Source organism: Marinobacter sp. 1-4A, from assembly GCF_016597725.1.
Classification (GTDB): domain Bacteria; phylum Pseudomonadota; class Gammaproteobacteria; order Pseudomonadales; family Oleiphilaceae; genus Marinobacter.
The window spans coordinates 329,430-353,897 of the sequence record NZ_VCGY01000001.1 but is presented as its reverse complement, the minus strand read 5'-3'; the positions used below and the strand labels follow the sequence as shown (position 1 = coordinate 353,897).

Genomic DNA, 24,468 nt, shown 5'->3' with positions numbered 1-24,468 from the left:
ACGCCCCTTTTTTAATGGTTTGTATCAACAGCGCTTTACGCTGTGTCGTTTGGTAAAAAGATTGCAATTTCAGAGGTCGCCCCAATGAAGGGTGGTATGCTGAAAGAAACATCGTCAGAGGATTCCTTATGACCCGGATACCCCAAGATATCGTGCAAGAATACCCGCTACTCCCGCTTCGGGATGTGGTGGTGTTTCCGCACATGGTGGTCCCCCTGTTTGTGGGCCGCGAGAAATCCATTCAGGCTCTTGAAGCTGCAATGGAAGGAAGCAAGGAAATCCTTCTAGTGGCACAGCGAGACGCCTCTACGGATGAGCCTGGCCCGGGTGACGTTTTTGAAATGGGTACGCTGGCAACCGTGCTGCAAATGCTACGGCTCCCTGACGGCACCGTTAAGGTGTTGGTTGAGGGTAATGCCCGGGCTGCGATCAGTAATATTACAGAAGCGGAGTACCTGTCCGGCGGGGCTACCCTGATGGACGAAGAGACCCTTCCTGAGCGCGAAGAAGATGTGCTTATGAAGACCCTTACGGACGAATTTGAAAAGTATGTGAAGCTGTCTCGAAAAGTTCCTTCGGAAGTCTCCAATGCCCTGACAGGAATCGAAGAGCTGGAGCGCCTTGCCGATACCATGGCTGCCCATCTTGAGATGCGCATTCCAGAAAAGCAGGAACTTCTGGAGGCACTGGATATCAATGTCCGCGTTGAGCTTCTACTCGGAAAACTGGATGGTGAGATCGACCTTATTGAAGTTGAGAAGCGCATCCGTGGGCGAGTTAAGAAGCAAATGGAGCGCAGCCAGCGCGAGTATTATCTGAACGAGCAAATGAAGGCTATCCAGAAAGAAATGGGTAACCTGGGTGAAGGTAATAACGATTTTGAGGAGCTGGAACAAAAGCTCGAAGAGGCTGGCCTGCCCGAAGAAGCCCGAAAAAAGACAGAATCTGAACTGAACAAGCTCAAGATGATGTCGCCCATGTCTGCCGAGGCTACGGTTGTTCGTGGCTATATTGATTGGATGCTGGCTGTCCCCTGGAAAAAGCGCAGCCGGGTGCGCCACGATATCGAAAAGGCACGGGAGATTCTCGATCAGGATCACTACGGCCTTGATGAGGTCAAGAAGCGTATTCTCGAATACCTCGCGGTGCAGAGCCGTGTCAAAAAAGTGAAAGGCCCTGTGCTGTGTCTAGTAGGGCCCCCTGGTGTTGGTAAAACATCTCTCGGGCAGTCTATCGCCAGAGCGACAAACCGCAAGTACACGCGAATGGCTCTTGGTGGAGTGCGGGACGAAGCCGAAATTCGTGGCCATCGTAAAACCTATATTGGTGCGTTGCCGGGTAAGCTGTTGCAAAAGCTGGCTAAAGTCGGTGTGAAAAACCCTCTGTTCCTGTTCGACGAGATCGACAAAATGGGTATGGACCACCGGGGTGATCCTGCTTCGGCACTACTCGAGGTTTTGGATCCAGAGCAGAACCACACGTTCAACGATCACTATCTGGAAGTGGATTACGATCTTTCCGACGTTATGTTCGTGTGTACTTCTAACTCTATGGATATCCCGGCAGCACTGCTGGATCGCATGGAGATTATCCGGATCCCGGGTTACACCGAAGATGAAAAAGTAAATATTGCATTGCGCTATCTATTGCCGAAGCAGATCAAGGCCAATGGCTTGCGCAAAGATGAGCTTACCCTAAGCGAAGCCGCGTTGCGCGATATTGTGCGTTATTACACTCGCGAAGCCGGTGTGCGTGGTCTGGAACGGGAAATTGCCAAGATATGCCGCAAAGTGGTGCGCGAGCATGTGGAGGTCAACGAGAAAGCTGTGATCACTATCGAGCCCGACATGCTCGAGCACTATTCCGGAGTGCGCAAGTTCAATTACGGGTTGGCGGAGGAAACCAATCAGATTGGGCAGGTAACGGGTCTTGCTTGGACTCAGGTGGGAGGTGAGCTGCTGACCATAGAGTGTGCACTTACGCCGGGGAAGGGCAGAGTGGTTAAGACAGGCTCGCTTGGTGATGTGATGCAGGAGTCTATCCAGACCGCGCTTACCGTAGTTAGAAGCCGTGCGCCGGGTCTGGGTATCGCCGACGATTTCCACGAAAAACACGATCTTCACGTGCACGTACCCGAGGGTGCTACGCCAAAAGACGGCCCAAGTGCCGGTATTGGCATGTGTACAGCGCTTGTTTCTGCATTGACCAAAATTCCGGTTCGGGCAGACGTCGCGATGACCGGTGAGATCACACTCCGGGGACGAGTGCTGCCTATTGGAGGGCTTAAAGAAAAGCTCCTTGCAGCTCATAGGGGCGGCATCAAAACGATTGTGATACCTGATGAGAATGTTAGGGATCTCAAAGAGATACCGGATAATATCAAAGAATCACTCGAGATAATTCCGGTCAAGTGGATTGATGAAGTGCTGGATATTGCGCTTGCGTATGCGCCCGAGCCACACAAGGACAGTTCTTCGTCTGATACCGGGTCAAGCAAGCCCCGTGACGATGAAAATGACAGTGCAGAACGCATAAATACACATTAAACCCAACATGAGTTGTTGACATGCCGGAGAGCCCATTGGTATAACTGTTTCGCCGTGAAGCAGCCAATACCAAGGGCTCCCGCGCCATATGTACCTATTCCGAACACCGGTTGAACGCCGAAAGGAATAAGAAAACCGAAGAATGGAATTCTCCGACCGCTTATGCGATAGTCGAGAGCATCCGAGAAAAAAACAATCCGACCTAGAACATCTTCAACCTGAAAGCGAAGGGGTTTAGTGTGAACAAGTCCGAACTTATCGATGCAATTGCAGAATCAGCAGATATCTCCAAAGCCGCCGCTGGCCGTGCTCTGGACGCAATGACTAACTCTATTACCGGTGCCCTCAAAAAAGGCGATCAGGTGACCCTGATCGGTTTTGGTACTTTCTCCGTGAAAGACCGTGCCGCGCGCACGGGCCGTAACCCGCAAACGGGTGCCGAGATCAAGATTGCGGCTTCCAAAGTGCCCGGGTTCAAAGCAGGTAAGGCCCTGAAAGACGCCGTTAAGTAACGGTTCTTTCTCCGGCGGCTCCCGTTAGAAAGGAGCCGCCAAGAAGAATTCAAGGCGCATTCCTACAGGGTGCGCCTTTTTACGTTTAGTTAATCGGTATAGGGGTTCGGGAGAAACATGCTTCAAGATATACGGGAAAACTCCCAGGGAACGATTGCCAAGATCATCATCGGTCTGTTGGTCGTGTCCCTCTCCATTTGGGGAATGGATGCCATTGTTGGCGGCTTCTCGGGCGAGCCGGAAGTGGCAACAGTTAACGGTGAAGATATTACCGAGCGGGATTTCTTGCGGGTTGTCCAGCTCGAAAGCCAGCGCCGCTTGGGCGAAATGGAGCGTCCCGATCCTGCTTTGCTGAATGAAGACCAGATTCGTAAGGACGTTCTTGATCAGCTGATTCAGGAACAGGTCTTGATTCAGGATGCCAATGCCCAAGGCCTTTCCCTCAATGATGCGGATATTGATGCTCTGATTACGCAAATGCCGCAATTTCAGGTGGATGGGCAATTCAACCGCGATCGGTTTGTCGCATCAGTGCGCAATTTAGGCATGGGTGTGGGTGAGTTCCGGGAGGCCATGCGCAAGCAATATGTGGTCAACCAGATTCGCGCAGGTATCATGCAAAGCGGCCTTGTTGCCGACGAGAATGCCGCACAGCTTTTACGAATCCAGAACCAGACCCGGAGTTTCCGAGTTCTTCAGGTTCCAGCGAGTGCCGTTTCCGGTGACGTAGAAGTCACAGATGCAGACATCGAGGCGTTTTACAAAGAGAACAGCTCGGCATTTAGACAGCAGGAGCAGGTTGATGCCGCCTACATTACTTTGTCTTTGGGTTCTCTCGCAGAGAATATCGAGGTCAGTCAGGATGAGCTTGAAGCATACTACGAGCAGCGTGCTGGCGATCTTGCCCGGGAAGAGCGTCGCGCCTCCCATATTTTGGTGGAAGCGGGTGATGCAGAACAGTCCATTAGCTCGATTCAGGAGCGTCTAAAAGCCGGCGAGAGCTTTGAGGATTTAGCAAAAGAATTCTCCGTGGATACTGTGTCGGCAAAAGAGGGCGGCGACCTCGGTTTTGCTGGCCGTGGTGTTTACGACGAAGCCTTTGAAGAAGCCTTGTTTGCGCTAGAGGAAGGGCAGGTGTCTGACCCGGTATCAACCAGCTTTGGTGTTCACCTGATTCGTCTGGATGAGGTTCGTCGTTCCGACGTGCCGCCGTTGGCTGACTTGGAGCAAAAGCTCCGTGAGGAGCTTGCTCGTGAGCGCGCCGCGAAAGAGTTTGCGGAGGTGCGTGCAGAGTTGGCGGATTCCGCATATGAGGCAGACGATCTTGCTGGCCCGGCGAAAGAGCTGGGGCTGGAAATTCGCGAGGCTAATGGCATCACCAAAGATGGTGGTCGCGCGCCGTTTGATCACGCAGGTCTGGTGCGCCAATTGTTCTCCGAAGATGTGCTTGAGGATGGCTACAACACCGAACTGATAGATGTTGGTGATAATGTTTCCGTAGTTGCGCGTGTTCGTGAATATCGCGAAGCTCAGCAGCTTGCGTTGGAAGATGTGCGCGATGATATTCGCAGAACTCTTGAAGCACGTAAGACTGAAGAGCTTCTGAATGAGCGAGCAGGTGCAATTATTGCGGGTCTAGAGGAAGGTGAACCATTGACCTCTCTGAGCTCTGGTGATTGGGAATCGTTTGAAGATCAGGCGCGTAATGCCTCTGGGGTAGATCCACGGATTGTTCAGACGGCCTTTTCTCTGAAACGTCCCGCCGAAGGCAAGCCGAGCTATGGTTCTGCAATGACGCATAATGGCATTGAAGTGGTTGCGCTTGATGCTGTGATCGAAGGCGATGTGAAAACCAATGCCGAAACTAACGATAGTGATCTAGACCAGTTGCGAAGCTTTCTGGCATCACTTGAAGGTCAGCGTGAATATGCCGCTTATCAGCAGTTCCTAAGGAGTACAGCTGAGGTGTCACGCCCGTAAGCTAAGGCAGAAGTAAAAAACCCGAACAGAAGAGTTGTTCGGGTTTTTTTTGCCTTGAATAACCTCGGGCGACAATTCTATCACCCGGGCGCAGAGGGAATACGTGTAGGCATGAGGCTGTCTTTGATCTTTTTGAGGTGGCTTAAAAAGTCTGCGCCGCGCTTTAGCGTAACGCCGGTAGCCAAAATATCGATGACCGTTAGATGAATAATTCGGGACGACATCGGCATATACACCTCGATGTCCTCTGGCGCAGTAATTTCCAAAGCAGTGGTGCAAACGTCTGCAAGTGGCGAGTTTGGGGTTGTAATGCCAATAACCGTGGCTCCGTTATCCCGTGCAATGCGAGCAATTTCAACGGTCTCTTTGGTTCGCCCGGTGTAAGAAATCATCACGATGACATCGCCGACACTCGCGCCTGCCGCGACCATTCTTTGCATAAGCGCATCATCGTAGGACATCACGGGGATGTTAAAGCGGAAAAACTTGTGCTGTGCATCCAGTGCCACAGAAGCGGAGCCGCCCATGCCAAAGAAATTGATTTGTTTGGCCTGAATTAGATAGTCGATTGCGGTTGCCAAAGCGTTCGGGTCCAGCGCCTGGCGCGCTTTGTCCAAGTTGGCGATGGTGCTTAGCATGATTTTGTCTGCAAACTCAGCAACCGTATCGTCAGGTTCAATGTTTTGGCCGATATAGGGTGTGCCGGTGGCAATGCTCTGTGCGAGACGGATCTTGAAGTCCGGGAAGCCTGTTGCCGAGAAGCCCCTGCAAAACCGGTTAACGGTGGGCTCGCTGACATTTGAGGCTCTTGCCAGAGCAGCAATGCTGTAACGCGTAGCGGCGCTTGGGTCGCGCAGGATAGCCTCTGCGACTTTGCGCTCCGATTTGTTCAGAGTGTCCAACCGGGACTGGATGTCCTCCAGCAGATTATCGTCACGATGTGCCTGTTTCGGGGCCATCAAAGCTACTCCCTGAAATCTGGATGGAACTTTTGTTAAGTGTTCGATGATTATAGCGGGATTTTAACGCATTTTGGGTAGTAAACGTATCAATGCAACGGTCTTGCCCTTGGAATAATTCAGCCCAAGTGCCATTATTTGGATAAAATTACTACATTTATTTTCGAGTGCGGGCTTCAAGTCTAGCCTGACTCACCGGAGAGAAGCGTGCAATGGCCAATAAAATAGCAACCCGCTGCGACATCATGTTATTTGGTGCTTTGGGTGATCTGGCGCAGCGTAAGCTGTTTCCCGCTTTATACCAACTCGAACGAGCTGGTTTATTGGCCCATGGCAGCAGAATACTGGGGCTTGCTCGCAGGGAACTCAGTACAGATGACGTGCGCAAGGCATTGCGCGAAAGGCTAAAGCAGCATGTTAAACCTGAAGAGTTTGACTCTTCAGTTGTCGAAGCCTTTTTGCAGCGGGTTGAGTACCAGATTCTGGATTTCAACGATGAGGCTGGATTTGGCGTGTTGAACAGCTGGCGGGACGAAGAGAACAGCGAGCTTATTGTGTATTTAGCTAGCCCGCCTGCCATGTACGGTGTGATTGCCCGTAACCTTCGTTCTGCCAGTTGCTGTACCGAAAAAACCCGGGTTGTCGTGGAAAAACCGATTGGTCACGATTTGGAGTCGTCCCGTGTTATCAACGATGAACTAGGCGAGGTTTATAGAGAAAGCCAACTGTTCCGAATTGACCATTATTTAGGTAAGGAAACAGTTCAGAATCTGATTGCTTTGCGTTTTGCCAATAACCTGTTCGCATCCCAATGGGATCAAAACCATATATCCCATGTGGAAATAACGGTTGCCGAGAGCGTGGGAATTGAAGGGCGCTGGGGTTATTTCGACAAAGCGGGTCAGATTCGCGACATGATCCAGAACCATATGCTGCAGCTTTTATGTCTGATTGCCATGGATCCTCCCTCGGATTTGTCAGCAGACAGTATTCGTGATGAAAAGGTAAAAGTACTAAAAGCACTGCGTAGGATTACGCCGGATATGATGGAAACCTATGTGGTGCGTGGCCAATACACAGCGGGAACCAGCACAGGAAAGCCGGTTCCGGGGTATCTGGAAGAAGAGGGTGCCAACAAAAGAAGCGAAACGGAAACCTTTGTGGCCTTGAAGGTGGAAATAGACAACTGGCGCTGGTCAGGCGTGCCTTTTTATATCCGTACCGGCAAGCGCCTCCCGGAAAAGTTGTCGCAGATTATTATCCACTTCAAGCCGGCCCCCCATTACATCTTTGATCCGGATCAGAAGCATTTGGCGAATAACAAGCTGATTATCAGGTTGCAGCCGGACGAGGGTATGTCACTGAAAATACTCACCAAGGACCAAGGTTTGCATAAAGGCATGCGCCTACGGCAGGGGCCATTGGAGCTTACTTTCTCAGAAGCATTTGAATCCGAGCGAATCCCGGACGCTTATGAACGCCTGCTTTGGGAAATTATGAAAGGAAACCAATACCTGTTCGTGCGCCGTGACGAAGTTGAACATGCTTGGCATTGGGTTGACCGGATTATTCAAAACTGGAGTGATGGTGGTGATCCGCCTAAGCGATACGCGGCAGGAACCTGGGGGCCGGTGGCGTCCATAGCAATGATCACCCGTGATGGAAGGAGTTGGTATGAAGACGCCTAAACTGGATTTGCCGTCTGGTATAGAGACCCACTTTTCAGAAACGCCACAGGAGGTTGCGCAGCAGCTTGCTGATACGGTCGCCGAGTTCCTGAGAGGTCGTCTTCATGGTGCAGAACGCGCGAGCCTTGCAGTGTCTGGTGGCTCCACGCCCTTGCCGTTTTTTCAGGCATTGTCCCGTAAAACACTCGACTGGGGCAGGGTAGACGTGTTGCTTGCAGATGAACGCTGGGTAGACGAGACCGACGAGGACAGTAATACCAAGCTGGTAAAAGAAAATCTGTTGCAGAATAACGCGGCAGTGGCGCAGTTCCTATCTATCAAGCAGTCGGCAAGTACGCCTGAGGAAAGTTTGGGCGCCGCAGAAGCTGAGCTCTCCAAGCTAATGCGCCCGCTGGATGTTCTGATTTTGGGGATGGGGAATGACGGCCACACCGCATCGTTATTTCCGGACGCCCCCGAGCTTGCCCACGCTATGAGTGTTGAAACCCATAATGCGTTGGCGGCCATGACCCCGCCGTCTCAGACGCACCAGCGTATTACGCTGACCTATGCCTTAATGCGGGAGGCTCGTTTCATGGCGCTTCACCTCAAGGGTGAAGATAAGCTAGAAACGCTGAAGCGTGCGTGCAGTAAACCGAATGATATGCTCAAGATGCCGGTTCGTGGATTCCTTAAATCTGGCCTTCGAGTTTTCTGGAGCCCCTAAAGCATAGTTAGCCCTATTAAGCCCCTGTGGAGAGAACCATGAATCATGTATCCGGCTTTCACCGCGAGCGCATCAGATCTGTTCTGGGTGCTTCACAGATAATGCCTGTGATCACCGTCAAGAATCCTGACGATGCCGTCCCGCTTTGTCAGGCGCTCTTTGAGGGCGGTATTCGAGTGATGGAAATAACCTTGCGAACAGAGCATGGGCTTAAGGCGATTAAAAGTGTACGAGAGGCTCTGCCAGAAGTCTGGGTTGGTGCTGGCACGGTTACTTGCATTGCCCAGTACCGTCAGGCGGAAACTGCAGGTGCACAATTTATCGTCACTCCCGGCGTTACCAAAGCGCTGCTTGATTTTGCATTAACCTCTGAAGCGGCGCTTTTACCCGGAGTATCTACGGCTTCCGAGTTAATGCTGGGCTATGGTTTGGGTTATCGCGAGTTTAAGTTTTTTCCTGCAGAGGTCGCAGGAGGCGTACCTGCGTTGAAGGCTTTTAGTGGCCCCTTTCCGGATGCAATCTTTTGCCCGACTGGTGGCATTCGCCGCGACACCGCCAGAGGGTATCTGGGTTTGAACAACGTGCAAACCGTAGGGGGCAGTTGGCTGACCCCTGACGATGCGGTTGCAGCGAAAGACTGGGCTAAGATTACCGAGATTGCGTCGGATAGTTTGCGTGATCTCAGCTGATATCAGAGCCAACCCGCACAATCTTCATGGTGTTGGTTCCGCCTTGAGCGTTCACATAGTCACCTTTGGTGATGACCACTAAATCGCCTTTGCTTACGGCTTTCCTGTTTACCAGTTCCGATATAGCCAGCGCATTGGTTCGTTCATTCGGTATCTTTGCAGAATCAAAGGGGACCGTTTGAACGCCGCGATACATCACCACGCGATGCTGCGTTGAATGGTGCCGGGAGTACGCGAAGATCGGAAGGCTAGATTTGATTCGGGACATAAGTCTGGGCGTTGCGCCTGTTTCCGTCATACAAATAATCGCCGTGACACCGTCTAAGTGATTGGCTGCATACATAGCGGACAAAGCAATGGCCTCATCTACGTGTTCCATGCTTTCGTGTATGCGATGGTTCGATTGGTGCATCGTAGGGTGCTTTTCTGCACCAATACATATACGGGCCATTGCTTCTACGGCTTCAACCGGATAATCACCAACCGCTGTTTCTGCTGACAACATAACGGCATCTGTGTAGTCCATAACAGCGTTTGCCACATCGGACACTTCAGCTCGCGTCGGCATTGGGCTGGTGATCATAGACTCCATCATCTGGGTTGCAGTAATCACTGCGCGATCCAATACTCGAGCTCGCGCAATAATGTGCTTCTGCACACCCACAAGCTCCGCATCACCTATCTCGACCGCAAGGTCGCCACGGGCCACCATCACAACGTCGGATGCTTCGATAACCGCATCCAGTGCTGCCACATCGTGGGCTAATTCGGCCCGCTCGATTTTTGCAACCAAACCTGCATCAGAACCGGCTTCTTTAAGCAGTTTGCGAGCGGTGTGCATGTCTTCGGCCGTGCGGACAAACGAAACGGCTACGTAGTCGGCTCCAAGGCGTGCGGCCGTTACGATATCCTGCTTGTCTTTTTCGGTTAGCGCATCGGCGGAAAGCCCGCCGCCACGCTTATTGAGCCCTTTATTATTGGACAGGGGGCCGCCGATCAGAACCAAAGATGTGATGCTGTGACTGTCAACCGACTGCACTTCCATTTCGATGCGGCCGTCGTCCAGAACAAGAATGTCGCCCGGCTTTACATCGTTAATCAGCTGTTCATAGTCGATGCCTACACGCTCTTCCGTACCCGCCTCTTTATCCATTGAGGCATCCAGAACAAAGGTTTGTCCTGTTTTCAGAGTCACCTTGTTGTCCGCAAAGCGTGCAATGCGTAGCTTTGGGCCCTGCAGATCGGCAAGTATCGCCACGAACCGCCCTTGCGCTGCGGCCGCCTTGCGCACTTGTCTGGCGCGTTCCAGGTGTTCGTCAGCACTGCCGTGGGAAAAGTTTAACCGGGTAACATCTACTCCGGCGCGGATGATGGCAGCCAGCGATTCTGGTGTGTCTGTGGCGGGGCCGAGGGTGGCGACTATCTTGGTACGCCTGAGCATATTTCGTGTCCCTTTGATGTTCGAGTTAATGTCGCCCACGTGTGCGGGCGATTGCGGGTTGATCGATTCTATTGGCTGGCCTTCATCAGCGCGAGTGCGTTGTCTAGCATTCGGTTTGAAAAGCCCCACTCATTATCGTACCAAGCCATGACTTTTACATGACAGCCCAGCACGCGAGTGTGGTTGGCGTCGAAAATGCTAGAGAGTGCATTATGGTTGAAATCAATACTAACCAATTTCTCAAGGTTGTATCCCAGCACCGGATTTGATTCAGCAGCAGCTTTTACAGCTGCATTGACCTCTTCTACCGATGTTTCTCTACTTGCAATAAAACCGAAATCGACCAAAGAGACGTTAATGGTAGGAACCCGAACTGCCAGCCCGTCAAGCTTTCCCGAGAGCTCAGGGATAATTTTTCCAATTGCGGCTGCAGCACCGGTTTGAGTTGGAATCATCGATTGAGTTGCAGAGCGTGCACGGTAAAGGTCGGAGTGATAGACGTCGCTCAAATTTTGATCGTTGGTGTATGAGTGTATTGTCGTCATTAGACCGCTTTCGATGCCAATGGCCTTGTGCAAGGCTTCAGCAACCGGTGCAAGGCAATTAGTTGTGCAGGAGGCACTCGAAATAATAGTGTGCTTTGCTGTTAGAACGTCGTGGTTAACACCATAGACGACCATGGCATCAGCATCCGGACTTGGTGCAGAGATAATGACTTTTCGGGCTCCGGCCTTTAGGTGGGCTTCTGCTTTAGCGCGCTTGGTGAAGAGCCCTGTGCACTCGAAGACAACGTCAATATTCAGGTCGCTCCATGGCAGTTCTTCCGGGTTGCGGGTGGCAGTAATGGCAATTCGATCGCCGTTTATGGTGAGGGATTCCGCATCGTGGCTGACTTCAGCGTCAAACCGCCCGTGTACACTGTCATATTTGAGTAGGTGGGCGTTGGTTTCTGCATCCCCAAGGTCATTGATGGCGATGACCTGAAGTTTGTCGCGGTAGTTGTTTTCATAAAGTGCCCGTAAAGTGTTGCGGCCAATCCGCCCAAAACCATTGATCGCGATACGAATTGTCATAGTCTGAGTCCTGATCTAGGTGTTTTTGTTTGAATTATGTTTGTGATGTAGTAAACATAACAAAATAATGCTCGAATATGAACATTGAAACGGTATTGAGCGAAAAAAGAAGGTAAAATTACGTAGTATTTATTGTGATTGCATTAGTTTTGAGACTGGAGCTCCACCATGCACCTGACTGTCCAATCAGTAACGCAAAGAATTATCGACCGCAGCCGCGCTTCTCGAAAGGATTACCTCAAACGCATGCGTGAGCTAAAAGCCAGCGCACCCCATAGGGGCACACTTTCCTGCGGAAATCTCGCCCACGGTTTTGCAGCCTGCGGCCAGAGCGACAAAGACACCCTGAAGCTGATGAACAAGGCCAATGTGGCGATGGTTTCTGCCTATAACGACATGCTCTCGGCACACCAGCCCTATGCGGCTTTTCCGGACGTTATCCGTGACGCGGCCCATGGCATGGGGTCCGTGGCACAGTTTGCCGGTGGTACGCCTGCTATGTGTGATGGAGTGACTCAGGGGCAGCCGGGGATGGAGCTCAGCCTGTTCTCGCGGGACACCATTGCCATGAGCACAGCGGTGGCACTTAGTCACAACATGTTCGATGCCACACTGTTGTTGGGCATTTGTGACAAGATTGTTCCGGGGTTGTTGATTGGCGCACTTAGTTTTGGCTACTTACCCAGTATTCTGGTGCCTGCTGGCCCTATGCCGTCAGGTTTGCCGAACAAGGAAAAGCAGCGTATCCGGCAATTGTATGCAGAGGGAAAAATTGGCAAAGACCAGTTGCTGGAGGCTGAGAGCCGGTCCTATCACAGCCCGGGTACCTGCACATTCTATGGCACAGCAAACAGTAACCAGCTTCTGGTGGAAGTTATGGGCTTGCACTTGCCGGGCGCCGCGTTTATCCATCCGAACACACCACTGAGAGAACAGCTGACCCGTGCAGCGACAGAGCAGGTTATTCGGTTGTCCAAACCTCAAGGTGGGGAGTTTGGCCTTGGCGATATGGTTAGTGAAAAAAGCATCGTCAACGCACTGGTTGCCCTTCTGGTAACCGGAGGATCAACCAACCATACGTTGCACTGGGTTGCGATTGCCCGTGCCGCAGGCATTATCATTGACTGGGCTGATTACGCCGATCTGTCCTCCGTTGTGCCCTCCATGACCCGAATCTACCCCAACGGCGAAGAAGATATTAATGCGTTCCACGAGGCAGGTGGTACGCCATTTCTGATTCGTGAGCTGCTTGAAAAGGGGCTTTTGCATAACGATGTAGAGACGGTTGTCGGGCATGGTCTTGAGCGATATACCCGAATGCCAGAGCTTGAATCTGGCAAGCTGGTTTGGAAGCCAGCACTCAGAGAGAGTTTGCGCCCGGATGTGCTCAGTAGTGCGGCAGAGCCTTTTGCACCAGACGGTGGCCTAAAGGTATTGGACGGGAATTTGGGCCGGGGCGTTATCAAGGTATCTGCGGTTGCGCCAGAGCACCATCGAGTTGAAGCACCTGCTGTCATATTCAATGATCAAAACGAGTTAAAAGCGGCGTTTGAGGCTGGAGTGCTTGATAAGGACTGCGTTGTTATTGTGCGTTTTCAAGGCCCGAGATCGAACGGCATGCCTGAGCTACACAAGCTGACACCATATCTTGGTGTGTTGCAGGACCGCGGGTACAAAGTTGGTTTGGTAACCGATGGCCGTATGTCTGGCGCCTCAGGCAAGGTTCCGGCGGCGATTCATGTGTATCCCGAAGCACTCGACGGTGGCCCCCTTGCGAGGGTTCAGGATGGCGACCTGATTTGTCTGGATGCCGATAGAGGTATCTTATCGATTGTGACGGATGAGGCCGAGTTCGCAAAGCGAGAGCCAGCTAGGCCGGATTTATCGGCATATCATCAAGGCTACGGCAGAGAGCTGTTTGGCTGGATGCGGCGCGCGGTGAGCACGCCGGAAGAAGGCGCCAGCGTTTTGGGCGTCAGTAGCCCCTGAAAATCAGGGGCAGACCGCCGACAGGCTTTTTACAAGTAGTGAACGAGAGTTTTCTGATCGAATCTGTATTGGCTGTTATAAACGCCGTTTTCGGCGCGACGGCCAGCCGCCAATACCATGGTTACCAGCCCTTTGGAGGGTAGGTTCAACAGTTTCTTCACGCGGCATTCGTCCATTCCTTCCATGGGGCAGGAGTCGAAACCGTGTGCGCGCAATGCCAGCATCAGGTTCTGTGCGGCCAAAGCGGTGGATTTGGTTGCCCACACCTTCATTTCATTCACTGAATAGGGTCCGCGGGGAACCGGTCGAGCTAGGCCCACAGCCAGCCCGGCGGTCTTTTTGGCCACGCCCAGAAGCCCGAACGGCCCCTGATTGTAGTGAATGGGTGCGACTTTTTTATAGTACTTCTCAACGATAGAAGGCAGTTTTTCGTCCTTTGGCCAATCTTCTATCGCAAGTTGGGCGTGCTTGCGCCATGTGTCCGGGCGCGCAACGATGGCGATGAGCACCGGGGCAGTGGTGGCTGCATTCTGACCAAGACAAGCTTCTGCTAACTTGCTTCGCAGTGCCGGTGTTCTTACGACATAAAACTCCCAAGGTTGCAAATTACTGGAGTTTGGCGCCAGCGTGGCCAGCTCCAAGCAATCTTCAAGTACGGCATCCGGGATGGGCTCATCTGTGAAACGCCGAACAGACCTGCGGCTGCGAACAACCTTTCGGAACTCTTCAACATCAATCTCTGGCAAGGAAAGGTCACCCACTTTTGCGTTCATTGTTCATTCCTGATTTTGCAGATGTTCCGGAGACCGGCACCGGCTTGCTGCATTGAATTTTGAGCTATATGGTTACGGGAAAACGCTTTTGTTGCAATCGCCCGGATGACGCAGAGCCTATGACGCAAACCCTTGAAGAGCTATCTTTTGAAGAACTTGTTCAACAGGTGCGAGCCTGCACGATTTGTGCGGAGGCTTTGCCGTATGGACCCAGACCTGTGGTACAGCTATCACCGGAGTCCCGTATTTTGGTGGTGGGTCAGGCACCGGGTAGGCGTGTTCATGAAACCGGGTTGCCATTCAATGACCCCAGTGGTGACCGACTTCGGCAATGGATGGGTATAACGCGAGAGGCGTTTTATGATGACCAGAAGCTGGCCATTTTGCCCATGGGCTTTTGCTACCCGGGCGCGGGCAAATCCGGTGATTTGCCGCCCCGGCCGGAGTGTGCCCCGGCTTGGCGTAACGCTTTGCTGCAGCGACTACCCAATGTAGCGCTGACTCTAGTGATTGGCCAGTATGCCCATAGCTGGCATCTTTCAGGAGCGAAAAGGTCCGTTACTGAAAACGTCCAGAACTGGCGACAATACTGGCCAGATGTACTGCCTATGCCCCACCCGAGCCCGCGTAACAACCTTTGGTTGCGTCGGAATCCTTGGTTTGAACAAGAGGTGATACCGAAGCTTCAGGAACGGATTGCATCGCTGCTATAACCTTGCTTCGAAGGTAGGTATCAAGCGCTTCGACATTGCTCACAGATGCATAGAGCCCCTGTTTGGTTCTACGCCAGAGTATATCCTCTGAGGTCATGGCCCATTCGTTTTTCACAAGATGCTGAACCTCTTTCTCATAAAGCGTACCAGCGAAAAGCTCACCTAGATCGGCTATTGAGGTGCAGCCCTGCAAAATGTCTCGGGAAGTCGTGCCGTAGGTTCGCACATAACGGCTTAGAACCGCCTCGGGCAACCAAGGAAACTCCTGCTGAAGTGCCGTGGTGAGGTTGTCTTGATTATCGAAATCGCCACCGGGCAAGATCGCGGTTTTCGTCCAATAGCCACCAGTCTCCGGAAAAAAGTGGCAGAGTTTGTTGGTTGCTGCCTCTGCAAGCTTCCGGTAAGTGGTGATTTTCCCTCCAAACACAGAAATCAGGGGTGCTTTGCCTTTCTCTTGGTTAACTTCAAAAGAGTAGTCGCGGGATGCTTTCTGTGCGTTTTCCTCTTCGCCATCCATTAGGGGTCTCACACCGGAGTAGGACCAAACCACGTCGGAGGGCGTCAGTTGGCGAACGAAATGGGCATTCACAATATCCAGCAGGTAGTCTGTCTCTTCCTGTGAAATTTTGGCTTCTTTGGGGTCACCTTCGTACTCAACATCTGTCGTGCCTACCAGAGAAAAGTGGTCCTCATAGGGAATGACGAACACAATGCGTTCGTCCTCGTTTTGCAGAATATAGGCTTCCTGCTCACGATTGAGTCGAGGCACAACAATATGGCTGCCTTTGACCATGCGGATCATCTTGGGCGCAGGCATGGAGAGGGTTTCACCAAATAGCTTGCTCACCCAAGGGCCGGATGCATTAACAATCACCTTGGCCGAGACGGTTTGCTCTTCTGCGCTCACCGTGTTGCGTAGCGTGATCGCCCAGTTTTTGTCCCCTCGCTCAGCATGAACACACTTGGTTCTTGTCATGATAGTTGCGCCGCACTGCTGAGCTTTCTTGGCGGTTAGTACAACCAGTCTGGCATCATCAACCCAGCCATCGGAATACTCAAAGCCTTTGGTAATATCGGGCTTTAGCGGACCTGATCCATCAAAACGGATCGACCGAGATCCGGGAAGGATTTCACGCTTTGCAAGATGATCATAAAGAAACAAGCCTGTACGTATCATCCAGGCTGGCCGCAGGTGGGGTCGGTGAGGGAGGCGAAAGCGCATCGGCCACATGATATGGGGTGAATTTCTCAGAAGAGACTCACGTTCAGCCAAGGCCTTTTGCACAAGCCGGAACTCATAGTGCTCCAGATAGCGTAGCCCCCCGTGAATGAGCTTGCTGCTGTTTGACGAAGTTGCTGAAGCCAAATCGTTCATTTCACACAGCAGTACCTTGAGGCCACGCCCTGCGGCATCCATCGCTATACCTGTCCCATTGACACCGCCCCCAACGATGACAACGTCATACTGTTCGTGCCCCAAAGTCATTGCTCGTCATCTCCTGCCGCCGAACGAAAGGCGTCTTTTTGAAGTGAAATATTCGATGCTCAAATGCGCTATCGAACAGTATGCGAAAGACACAGATATTCGTAAAGGAAAATTTAGAAAATAAACGAAGATTTAAGCGTGAGGCAAGAGAAGGCAGGTTGCCTAAACATCTCCTGTATCTATCGGGCTGGTTAAACGAGGTGAAGCTTGATTCCTTGCTCGTTCAGAAGTTGGGATATTTCAGCGGGGGGCTGTTGGTCGGTAAATACATGATCGGCTTGGGTAATATTGCCTAACCTAACCATTGCATTGCGGCCAAATTTCGAGTGGTCGGCAGCGAGCAAAACTTGGTCTGAGTTGGCGATAATGGCTTGTGCGACACGGACTTCCCGGTAATCGAAGTCCAGTAGAGAGCCGTCGTTGTGAATGCCGCTGATTCCGATAATGCCAAAATCCATTTTAAACTGGTTAATAAAATCCCGGGTGGCTTCGCCTACAATGCCGCCGTCGCGACTGCGCACTTCGCCACCCGCGATAATCACGTGGAAGTCCTCTTTTGCGGAGAGGATGGAAGCAACATGAAGGTTATTGGTCACAACCTGCAAATTATTTTTTTCCAACAGGGCTTTAGCGATGGTTTCAGTGGTGGTACCAATGTTGATGAACATTGAGGAATTGTCTGGTATGAGTGCAACCATGGCAGAGGCGATACGTTCTTTGGCCTCCAAGTCCATGATTTTTCTAGCCTGATAGGCAGTGTTCACGGTGCTCGAATCGATTCCGGCACCGCCATGGTGACGGCGGAGTTTCTTCTCTTTCGCGAGTTCGTTCAGGTCTCTGCGGATGGTTTGAGGCGTTACTTTGAATTGCTCCACTAGCTGCTCGGTTGTCACAAAACCGTTTTGCTGGATCAGTTCCATAATCAGATCCTGTCGCCGCCGCTGCGCCATTAAACTAACCTCCACCCTGTCGCTTTTCTTATTCGAAATAATGAGCGTTTGTAAACTCTGCTAGAATAAAGTTTAGTCTTTTTGGCTGTTTTTTACAGCCTTTTGAGCGGCTTATCTCTTTGGTAGCTGGCGCGGTTTGCAAAACTTCTTGGCATTCATATTCAAAAAGGCAAAAATGCGAACAAATAAGAAAGCGAGGACGAAAACGAAATGAGCCAGTACCTACTGTCCATTGATCAGGGAACAACGAGCTCTCGAGCCATACTTTTTGACTTGAAGGGGAATATACACGCCGTTCGCCAGCAGGAGTTCCCCCAGCATTTTCCAGATAGCGGGTGGGTGGAGCACAACCCGGATGATATTTGGTCCTCAGTAAAGCAAACCTGCACCGATCTAATGGCGGAAGAGTGCGGTGAAGGCGATAAGGTGGTTGCTGTCGGCATTACCAACCAGCGGGAAACCACCATCGTCTGGGACAGGAAAACAGGTAAGCCGGTTTATAACGCAATCGTTTGGCAAGACCGACGAACAGCCTCATATTGCAAGTCACTCAAGAGCTCCAGCCACGAGCCGGGTGTTCACAGCAAAACCGGGTTGTTAATTGATCCCTACTTTTCGGCCACTAAAATCCGGTGGATTCTAGACAATGTTCCGGGGGCTCGTGAACGTGCTGAGCGTGGAGAATTGGCATTCGGAACAGTCGACTGCTTTCTGCTGTGGCATCTGACTGGTGGGCGCGAGCACAAAACCGACGCCACCAATGCAAGCCGAACCTTGCTGTTTAATATCCATACCCAGCAATGGGATCCAGAGCTGCTCGAATTATTCAATATACCGGAATCGCTGTTGCCAGAGGTGATGGACTCGGCCGATGATTTTGGGGAAATTGTGGATGGCGGAGCCCTTAACGGGGTACCTGTACTTGGGGTGGCAGGCGACCAGCAGGCCGCTCTGTTTGGTCAGACCTGTTTCGACGTTGGCATGGCGAAAAGCACCTACGGCACCGGGTGCTTTCTGATGCTGAATACCGGCGATAAGGCACTGAAATCTGAACACAGGCTGCTAACCACCGTAGCCTACCGCCTAAACGGTAAGCCCACTTACGCTATGGAAGGCAGTATTTTTGTTGCCGGGGCGGCGATTCAATGGCTTCGAGATGGTCTCCAGCTCATTCAAAACGCCTGTGACACTGAACCTTTGGCAGAGGGCACACCAGTGGATCATGGTGTTTATTTGGTACCAGCCTTTACCGGTTTGGGCGCACCTTACTGGGATCCAGACGCACGCGGCGCCATTTTTGGTTTAACCAGAGATACCGGCATCAAAGAAATTGTCACTGCGGGGTTGCAGTCTGTGTGTTACCAAACCAAAGATCTGCAAAAAGCCATGGAAAAAGATGGTATGCGGCCCATCAACCTGCGAGTTGATGGCGGCATGGTAACGAACAACTGGGTTTTGCAGTTTCTTGCGGATATTTTGGGTGCGAGGGTTGATCGGCCGTCAGTGGTTGAAACAACGGCTTTGGGGGTGGCTTATTTGGCCGGGCTTAAAGCGGGCGTTTACAAGTCGCTGGATGAACTCGCCAGTTTGTGGCGATGTGATCGGAGCTTTGAACCGGTCATGACAAAGGAGAAACGCGACGCTTTGTATGAGGGCTGGATTAAAGCGGTTCATAAACTCTAAGCCGCGTTTGTGATGGGGTGGGGGTCAACGAACCCCCAGTTCCCGGAGTCGCTTGTATAGAGTATTTCGGCTGATTGATAACTCTCTAGCCGCGCTTGATACGTTGCCTTTGCACTTATGATAGACCTGTAAGGTTAGAGCGTTGCTGTGTTGATCCCCGTTTTCCTGTCGATGTCCTGTTGGGGTTTTGGGATTTTGAGTAGAAGCAACAGGAAGCTCGTTAGTTTCCGTTTGGGCGGATGGGGCAGTGGTGTCAAATTCGGCCAGAAAATCCGCAGGCAAGTGCCAGATCTGCACATCGTCGCCGTCGGCAATAGCGATAGCCACCCTCAAAACATTGGTCAACTGGCGGATGTTGCCTGGCCAGAGGTGATTTTCCAAAGCTGATAATACTCTCGGAGTTAGAGATTCACTCTGCACCGGATCACGATGCTGACTGTAGATATGCTGAATCAGGTTGCGTTTGTCTGTGCGGTTCCGCAGCGCCGGCAGCTCAACACATAGCCCGTTAATTCGGTAATAAAGGTCTGCACGAAACTGACCTGATTCAATGCTGGACAGCGGCGAGCGGTTGGTGGCGGTGATAAGCAGGATATCCACAGGGATGCTCTCTGTGGCACCAACCGGTGTCACCACACGCTCCTGCAGCACACGAAGAAGTCTTGACTGGGCGGATAGGGGCATCTCGCCAATCTCATCAAGAAATAGAATGCCTTTGTGTGCCTTGCGGATGAAACCGAGGGAGCCTTGCGCCCGGGCGCCTGTAAAAGCCCCCGCTTCATAGCCGAATAGCTCCGATTCCACTAACTCTGGTGGGATAGCGGCGCAGTTCACTGCAACCAAAGGCTGGTCTCTGCGGTGTGTCGCCTTGTGCAGAGCATTCACCAAAACCTCTTTGCCAACACCGGTCTCCCCGGTTATCAAAATTGGCACGCCCCTTTCGAGAACTTTCAAGCTTTGCTCGGCACAGCGACGTACTGATACATCACCGTATTCGAGGTCAGAAAAGCTGGCCGGCTTGCTCCGGAGGTCTGGTTTCTGAGTGCCGCGTCCAGCCTCCAAGGGCATTGTTTCAACTGGGGAAGGCCGCTTCACACGGGCGCTTAGCCTCACCTTGCCTTTGGTCATTAATTGAAGTGGCGAATGCTCCGGATACCCGAGAATATCGTTGCGGTGAGTGGTGAAGAGGTCATCGAGCCAGACGTCTGTGGTTAGCGTGCCTAGAAGCTGATCCGCACGCTGATTGCTGGCAACAACCTTGCCCGACTCATCGCATATAAGAATGCCTGACCAGGGGCTGTCAAAGTTGTCGGCAGTTGTGTTCAGCGTAACCTGAAAGTAGTCCGCCTCAAACTGCCGGTTTAATAGGCGGTTTTCAACCGACTGGGCAAGCAATTTTACCATGCCAAGGGTATGGGCTTGCGGTAGGTAGGCATCACTGAAAACGCTCAACACACCGGTAAGCTGTTTTCGGGTGTCAAAAATAGGTGCAGCAGAGCCAATAATGCTTCGGTGGAATTTAAGAAAGTGTTCGTTTCTCTGGATTTGTATCGCTTTGCCGCTGGCAATGGCGGTTCCGATGGCGTTGGTGCCGCACTGTTGTTCCTGCCAGTTGGCACCTTCCTGAAAAAAAGGCCTGAGACCGGACTCTGTAATGCGCTGGTCGCCCCAGACTTTCAATACGGTGGCATGTTGGTTTGCCAGAAGGATTAAGCACCGGCTGCTGGAGAGCACATTGGTGTAATAGGGAACTACCTCTGCCTCTGTGCTGGAGATCAGTTCATTGTGTTGGCGGCTTAGGTCTTCCAGCCGCATATCACTGAGTGCTGGTGGTGTGGGTTGGTGCTCCGGGTCAAGTCCCCACGCAATACAGCGCTCCCAAGATATCGCAATGTCACTTCGGTCATCCAAATGTTTGTTTTTCCGCATCAGGTTACATCCCTGTGTTCATTTTCTTGTCTGAAACTGTTCAATACTCTGTGCAAATAGTGTTTGCGTCAATGTTCAATTTGAACAAAGTAGTGTTAAACGAACATTGGTGTTTTCGATTTAGAAATGCGTGATTAATTAAATTGCGTTTTAAATCAGATATGTAGGGGTAAACACCTAGGCTCTGTCTGAGTTTGGTACGAGCTTTGCGTTCAAAAAATAGAAATTGAATTCCCGGGCTTTCGTTTTCGTACCCGGGCACGCTTCCATAAGAACAACAAGGAATGCATATGTCCCTAACGCTGGAGAACCTCTCCCGAACGGTTGACGGCATTGATTATGTTCGGGATGCCAACCTCACTTTTGAGGCGGGATCCTTCAATGTTCTGCTTGGCCGAACTTTGGCTGGTAAAACCTCGATGATGCGGCTGATGGCCGGCCTTGATAAGCCAACCGAAGGCCGTGTGCTTTATAAAGGTGAAGATGTTACCGGGCAAAGCGTGCAGCGCCGGAACATTTCAATGATTTATCAGCAATTCATTAACTACCCCACACTCACCGTTTACGAAAATATCGCCTCCCCACTGCGGCTGGCCAAAATGGCAAAACCCGAGATCGATCGCCGAGTCAAAGAAACGGCGTCAATGCTACAGATTGAACCCTTGCTCAAGCGCTACCCCCTTGAGTTATCCGGAGGGCAGCAGCAGCGCACCGCTATGGCCCGGGCTTTGGTAAAAGATGCAACCTTGGTGTTGTTTGACGAACCCTTGGTGAATCTGGATTACAAGTTGCGGGAAGAGCTCCGCGCAGAACTAAGGGAGCTATTTCGGGAGCGGCAATGTATTGCGGTGTACGCAACCACTGAAGCTAACGAAGCTTTGGCTTTGGGTGGCACCACCACCTTGTTGCATGAAGGTCGGGTGGTTCAGACCGGGCCAGTTATGGATGTTTACCGTGCGCCGACGAACACTTTGGCTGCGCAGCTGTTCAGCGAACCACCGATGAACATGATCCGCGGGCGTGTGACGTCTACGGAAGTGACCTTCGATGAGTACTCCCATCACGCATTGACTCAGGAACTGGAGAAACTAACGCCCGGCGATTATTGGTTTGGTATTCGCCCCAGCCATATTTCATTGGTGCCCACCAACGATGACGACCTAGAAATGTCCATGGAGGTTGCGCTGAGCGAAATCAGTGGTTCCGAGACCTTTATGCATGTTGAAAACAGTCATTTCGAGATGGTCATGCAATTGATGGGCGTTCACCAATACCACACAGGTGCCCCGGTAAAGGTCTACTTGCCCGTTAATAAGCTCTTTGTATTCGATAGCAGTGAGCAGTTGGTGCATACACCATCCCGGATTTCAGGAGGCGCGCTCTAATGGCTGAAATTCAATTAAAAGCTTTGGCTCATAGTTACATCGCAAACCCAGCAGGGCCTGGTGATTACGCCATTCGCCAGCTTGACCACATTTGGCACAAAGGGGGCGCCTATGCACTGCTTGGGCCTTCCGGATGTGGCAAGAGCACTATGCTGAACATTATTTCCGGCTTGGTTCAGCCCTCCGAAGGTGACGTGCTGTTTGATGGGAAGCGGGTCAATGAACTGTCACCACGGGACAGAAACATTGCACAGGTGTTCCAGTTCCCTGTGATCTATGACTCCATGACCGTATACGAGAATCTCGCATTTCCGCTCAAAAACAACAAAGTGCCCGCAGCCAAGATCAAAACGCGAGTACAAGAGATTGCAGAGGTGCTTGAGATAGAGGACAAGCTCCATAAAAAGGCGAAGAACCTAACGGCAGATGAAAAGCAGAAGGTGTCCATGGGGAGGGGACTGGTTCGGGAAGATGTTTCAGCGATTTTGTTCGATGAACCTCTGACGGTTATTGATCCTCAGCTTAAGTGGAAGTTACGCAGAAAGCTAAAACAGATCCACGAGCAGTTCGACATTACTATGGTGTATGTCACGCACGATCAGCTTGAGGCATCAACATTTGCTGACAAAATCGCAGTGATGTACGACGGACAAGTTGTGCAATTCGGCTCGCCAACGGAACTCTTCGAAGCCCCCAACCACACGTTTGTCGGCTACTTCATCGGAAGCCCGGGTATGAATATTGTGGAGGTTGAGCGCTGTTCCGGAGGTGTGCGTTTCGGCTCTATTGTGTTGCCTCTTGAGGCATGGCAGGTCGAGCTTCTCGAACGTATGGAAACGAGTAATGTGAAGGTTGGTATACGGCCCGAGTTTATCGAGATTTCACCGGTAGTCTCAGATGATACCTACGCGGCGGAAGTGCTGGATGTAGAGGATCTGGGCACTTATAAAATTGTGACAGCGCAGCTTGGCGGGCAAGAGGTGAAGGTGCGCCAGAATGAGGAATTTGATGCCATTGTTGGTACCCGCGTAGACCTTTCATTCCCGAAGCAGTGGCTCTTGCTATATGTGGATGAATTTCTGGTACAGGAGCAGCAGCCATGAATAAAATACCCGATAACCGTGCCTGGTGGCTGGTTCTGCCGGTTTTCCTTTTGGTTGCCTTTTCGGCACTGATTCCTCTTATGACGGTCGTCAATTACTCGGTTCAGGATATATTCGGGCCGGGTCAGGCCTACTATGTGGGCACCGAGTGGTTCAAAGAAGTGCTAGCGGATGAACGCCTTCGGGACTCTCTGGTGCGGCAATTTGTGTTCTCGGGGTTCGTGCTACTGATCCAGATTCCATTGGGTATTGGTGTGGCTTTGATGATGCCGAAATCTGGCATTAAGGGCTCCTTGTGCCTGATTCTAATTGCTATACCTCTGTTGATTCCCTGGAACGTGGTAGGCACGATTTGGCAGATTTTTGCCCGCGGTGATATTGGGCTGTTCGGCTGGGGTATCAATCAGCTTGGAATAGACTACAACTACACCGGCGATACTCTGGACGCCTGGCTGACAGTGCTTTTGATGGATGTCTGGCACTGGACGCCTCTGGTTGCGCTACTCTGCTATTCCGGCCTGCGCGCCATTCCCGAGGCCTTTTATCAAGCAGCTGAAATCGACCGTGCTTCTAAGTGGGCAGTATTCCGCTACATCCAGTTGCCGCGTCTTAAGAGCGTATTGATCATTGCTGTGCTTCTGCGGTTTATGGACAGCTTCATGATCTATATCGAGCCCTTTGTTCTCACAGGAGGTGGCCCCGGGAGCTCGACAACCTTTCTGAGCCAGACGCTCACAACCATGGCAATAGGGCAGTTCGACTTGGGGCGTGCGGCCGCATTCTCTTTGATCTACTTCCTGATTGTATTGCTGATTTCTTGGTTGTTCTTCACTGCCATTACTCACGCCGACAAAGAAAAATAA

The 24,468-nt window shown here is 51.7% G+C and carries 19 protein-coding genes; 12 read left to right on the top strand and 7 right to left on the bottom strand.

Annotation, left to right across the window (positions count from 1 at the left end; all coding sequences use genetic code 11):
- Positions 1–128: 128 nt before the first annotated feature.
- The 3 genes from lon (at position 129) to FE845_RS01535 (ending at position 5,038) form a co-directional block, all read left to right on the top strand.
- Positions 129–2,546: an endopeptidase La gene (lon, locus tag FE845_RS01545; protein ID WP_200361334.1), complete on the top strand. Its 2,418-nt coding sequence runs from the start codon at positions 129–131 to the stop codon at positions 2,544–2,546.
- Between the two features lie 239 nt (positions 2,547–2,785).
- The gene (locus FE845_RS01540) at positions 2,786–3,058 is read left to right on the top strand and encodes an HU family DNA-binding protein (protein ID WP_044386154.1); all 273 of its coding nucleotides are present in this window, start codon (positions 2,786–2,788) and stop codon (positions 3,056–3,058) included.
- A 117-nt stretch (positions 3,059–3,175) separates the two neighbouring features.
- Positions 3,176–5,038, top strand: a complete 1,863-nt coding sequence (locus FE845_RS01535) for a SurA N-terminal domain-containing protein (RefSeq protein WP_200361332.1) — start codon at positions 3,176–3,178, stop codon at positions 5,036–5,038.
- A gap of 80 nt (positions 5,039–5,118) precedes the next feature.
- On the opposite strand, the gene hexR is transcribed toward FE845_RS01535, so the two are convergent.
- Positions 5,119–5,997, bottom strand: a complete 879-nt coding sequence (gene hexR / locus FE845_RS01530) for a transcriptional regulator HexR (RefSeq protein WP_200361330.1) — start codon at positions 5,995–5,997, stop codon at positions 5,119–5,121.
- A gap of 212 nt (positions 5,998–6,209) precedes the next feature.
- On the opposite strand from hexR, the gene zwf reads away from it, so the two are divergent.
- The 3 genes from zwf to FE845_RS01515 are packed head-to-tail and all read left to right on the top strand — an operon-like array spanning position 6,210 to position 9,080.
- The gene (zwf, locus tag FE845_RS01525) at positions 6,210–7,685 is read left to right on the top strand and encodes a glucose-6-phosphate dehydrogenase (RefSeq protein ID WP_200361328.1); all 1,476 of its coding nucleotides are present in this window, start codon (positions 6,210–6,212) and stop codon (positions 7,683–7,685) included.
- Positions 7,672–8,391: a 6-phosphogluconolactonase gene (gene pgl, locus FE845_RS01520; RefSeq protein WP_200361326.1), complete on the top strand. Its 720-nt coding sequence runs from the start codon at positions 7,672–7,674 to the stop codon at positions 8,389–8,391. Before zwf ends, pgl begins: the two co-directional genes overlap by 14 nt.
- A gap of 38 nt (positions 8,392–8,429) precedes the next feature.
- A complete protein-coding gene (locus FE845_RS01515) occupies positions 8,430–9,080 on the top strand; it encodes a bifunctional 4-hydroxy-2-oxoglutarate aldolase/2-dehydro-3-deoxy-phosphogluconate aldolase (protein ID WP_200361318.1) in 651 nt (216 codons plus the stop codon).
- Here FE845_RS01515 and pyk read toward each other — a convergent pair.
- Positions 9,073–10,521: a pyruvate kinase gene (pyk, locus tag FE845_RS01510; RefSeq protein WP_200361316.1), complete on the bottom strand. Its 1,449-nt coding sequence runs from the start codon at positions 10,519–10,521 to the stop codon at positions 9,073–9,075. The genes FE845_RS01515 and pyk overlap by 8 nt on opposite strands.
- Positions 10,522–10,589: 68 nt before the next feature.
- Positions 10,590–11,594 carry a type I glyceraldehyde-3-phosphate dehydrogenase gene (gene gap / locus FE845_RS01505; RefSeq protein ID WP_200361314.1) on the bottom strand — a complete coding sequence of 335 codons (1,005 nt, stop codon included), beginning with the start codon at positions 11,592–11,594 and terminating at the stop codon, positions 10,590–10,592.
- Positions 11,595–11,762: 168 nt separating this feature from the next.
- Here gap and edd point away from each other — a divergent pair, with 168 nt between their 5' ends.
- Complete coding sequence (edd, locus tag FE845_RS01500) at positions 11,763–13,583, top strand: phosphogluconate dehydratase (protein WP_200361306.1); 1,821 nt, start codon at positions 11,763–11,765, stop codon at positions 13,581–13,583.
- 29 nt (positions 13,584–13,612) lie between these two features.
- Here the strand turns inward: edd and FE845_RS01495 are convergent, their stop codons facing one another.
- Entirely contained in the window at positions 13,613–14,356 is a 744-nt protein-coding gene (locus FE845_RS01495) for a nitroreductase family protein (protein ID WP_200361305.1), read from the bottom strand.
- A gap of 119 nt (positions 14,357–14,475) precedes the next feature.
- Here FE845_RS01495 and FE845_RS01490 point away from each other — a divergent pair, with 119 nt between their 5' ends.
- The gene (locus FE845_RS01490) at positions 14,476–15,069 is read left to right on the top strand and encodes a uracil-DNA glycosylase family protein (RefSeq protein WP_200361300.1); all 594 of its coding nucleotides are present in this window, start codon (positions 14,476–14,478) and stop codon (positions 15,067–15,069) included.
- Here the strand turns inward: FE845_RS01490 and glpD are convergent.
- Both glpD and FE845_RS01480 read right to left on the bottom strand, forming a co-directional pair.
- Positions 14,963–16,555 carry a glycerol-3-phosphate dehydrogenase gene (gene glpD / locus FE845_RS01485; RefSeq protein WP_200361292.1) on the bottom strand — a complete coding sequence of 531 codons (1,593 nt, stop codon included), beginning with the start codon at positions 16,553–16,555 and terminating at the stop codon, positions 14,963–14,965. The two genes, FE845_RS01490 and glpD, sit on opposite strands and share 107 nt — an antisense overlap.
- A 191-nt stretch (positions 16,556–16,746) precedes the next feature.
- On the bottom strand, positions 16,747–17,505 hold the full coding sequence (locus tag FE845_RS01480) for a DeoR/GlpR family transcriptional regulator (protein WP_200361290.1): 759 nt from the start codon (positions 17,503–17,505) through the stop codon (positions 16,747–16,749).
- 210 nt (positions 17,506–17,715) lie between these two features.
- Between FE845_RS01480 and glpK the strand changes: the two genes are divergently transcribed.
- Positions 17,716–19,188 (top strand): glycerol kinase GlpK, encoded by a 1,473-nt coding sequence (gene glpK / locus FE845_RS01475; protein WP_200361288.1) that lies wholly within the window; start codon positions 17,716–17,718, stop codon positions 19,186–19,188.
- A 24-nt stretch (positions 19,189–19,212) separates the two neighbouring features.
- Here glpK and FE845_RS01470 read toward each other — a convergent pair whose 3' ends face one another.
- On the bottom strand, positions 19,213–21,117 hold the full coding sequence (locus FE845_RS01470; RefSeq protein ID WP_200361274.1) for a sigma-54-dependent Fis family transcriptional regulator: 1,905 nt from the start codon (positions 21,115–21,117) through the stop codon (positions 19,213–19,215).
- A 290-nt stretch (positions 21,118–21,407) separates the two neighbouring features.
- On the opposite strand from FE845_RS01470, the gene FE845_RS01465 reads away from it, so the two are divergent.
- The 3 genes from FE845_RS01465 to FE845_RS01455 are packed head-to-tail and all read left to right on the top strand — an operon-like array spanning position 21,408 to position 24,468.
- A complete protein-coding gene (locus tag FE845_RS01465) occupies positions 21,408–22,502 on the top strand; it encodes an ABC transporter ATP-binding protein (RefSeq protein ID WP_200361272.1) in 1,095 nt (364 codons plus the stop codon).
- Positions 22,502–23,605 (top strand): ABC transporter ATP-binding protein, encoded by a 1,104-nt coding sequence (locus tag FE845_RS01460; protein WP_200361270.1) that lies wholly within the window; start codon positions 22,502–22,504, stop codon positions 23,603–23,605. The genes FE845_RS01465 and FE845_RS01460 overlap by 1 nt, the downstream gene beginning before the upstream one ends.
- Positions 23,602–24,468 carry a carbohydrate ABC transporter permease gene (locus FE845_RS01455; protein WP_200361268.1) on the top strand — a complete coding sequence of 289 codons (867 nt, stop codon included), beginning with the start codon at positions 23,602–23,604 and terminating at the stop codon, positions 24,466–24,468. The genes FE845_RS01460 and FE845_RS01455 overlap by 4 nt, the downstream gene beginning before the upstream one ends.

Coding starts and splice junctions, on each gene's coding strand:
- pyk (WP_200361316.1), bottom strand. CDS start 10,521: ATGCTCAGGCGTACCAAGATAGTCGCCACCCTCGGCCCCGCCACAGAC.
- FE845_RS01480 (WP_200361290.1), bottom strand. CDS start 17,505: ATGGCGCAGCGGCGGCGACAGGATCTGATTATGGAACTGATCCAGCAA.
- FE845_RS01490 (WP_200361300.1), top strand. CDS start 14,476: ATGACGCAAACCCTTGAAGAGCTATCTTTTGAAGAACTTGTTCAACAG.
- edd (WP_200361306.1), top strand. CDS start 11,763: ATGCACCTGACTGTCCAATCAGTAACGCAAAGAATTATCGACCGCAGC.
- FE845_RS01460 (WP_200361270.1), top strand. CDS start 22,502: ATGGCTGAAATTCAATTAAAAGCTTTGGCTCATAGTTACATCGCAAAC.
- gap (WP_200361314.1), bottom strand. CDS start 11,594: ATGACAATTCGTATCGCGATCAATGGTTTTGGGCGGATTGGCCGCAAC.
- FE845_RS01470 (WP_200361274.1), bottom strand. CDS start 21,117: ATGCGGAAAAACAAACATTTGGATGACCGAAGTGACATTGCGATATCT.
- FE845_RS01535 (WP_200361332.1), top strand. CDS start 3,176: ATGCTTCAAGATATACGGGAAAACTCCCAGGGAACGATTGCCAAGATC.
- FE845_RS01455 (WP_200361268.1), top strand. CDS start 23,602: ATGAATAAAATACCCGATAACCGTGCCTGGTGGCTGGTTCTGCCGGTT.
- glpK (WP_200361288.1), top strand. CDS start 17,716: ATGAGCCAGTACCTACTGTCCATTGATCAGGGAACAACGAGCTCTCGA.
- zwf (WP_200361328.1), top strand. CDS start 6,210: ATGGCCAATAAAATAGCAACCCGCTGCGACATCATGTTATTTGGTGCT.
- glpD (WP_200361292.1), bottom strand. CDS start 16,555: ATGACTTTGGGGCACGAACAGTATGACGTTGTCATCGTTGGGGGCGGT.
- lon (WP_200361334.1), top strand. CDS start 129: ATGACCCGGATACCCCAAGATATCGTGCAAGAATACCCGCTACTCCCG.
- FE845_RS01465 (WP_200361272.1), top strand. CDS start 21,408: ATGTCCCTAACGCTGGAGAACCTCTCCCGAACGGTTGACGGCATTGAT.
- FE845_RS01515 (WP_200361318.1), top strand. CDS start 8,430: ATGAATCATGTATCCGGCTTTCACCGCGAGCGCATCAGATCTGTTCTG.
- hexR (WP_200361330.1), bottom strand. CDS start 5,997: ATGGCCCCGAAACAGGCACATCGTGACGATAATCTGCTGGAGGACATC.
- FE845_RS01495 (WP_200361305.1), bottom strand. CDS start 14,356: ATGAACGCAAAAGTGGGTGACCTTTCCTTGCCAGAGATTGATGTTGAA.
- pgl (WP_200361326.1), top strand. CDS start 7,672: ATGAAGACGCCTAAACTGGATTTGCCGTCTGGTATAGAGACCCACTTT.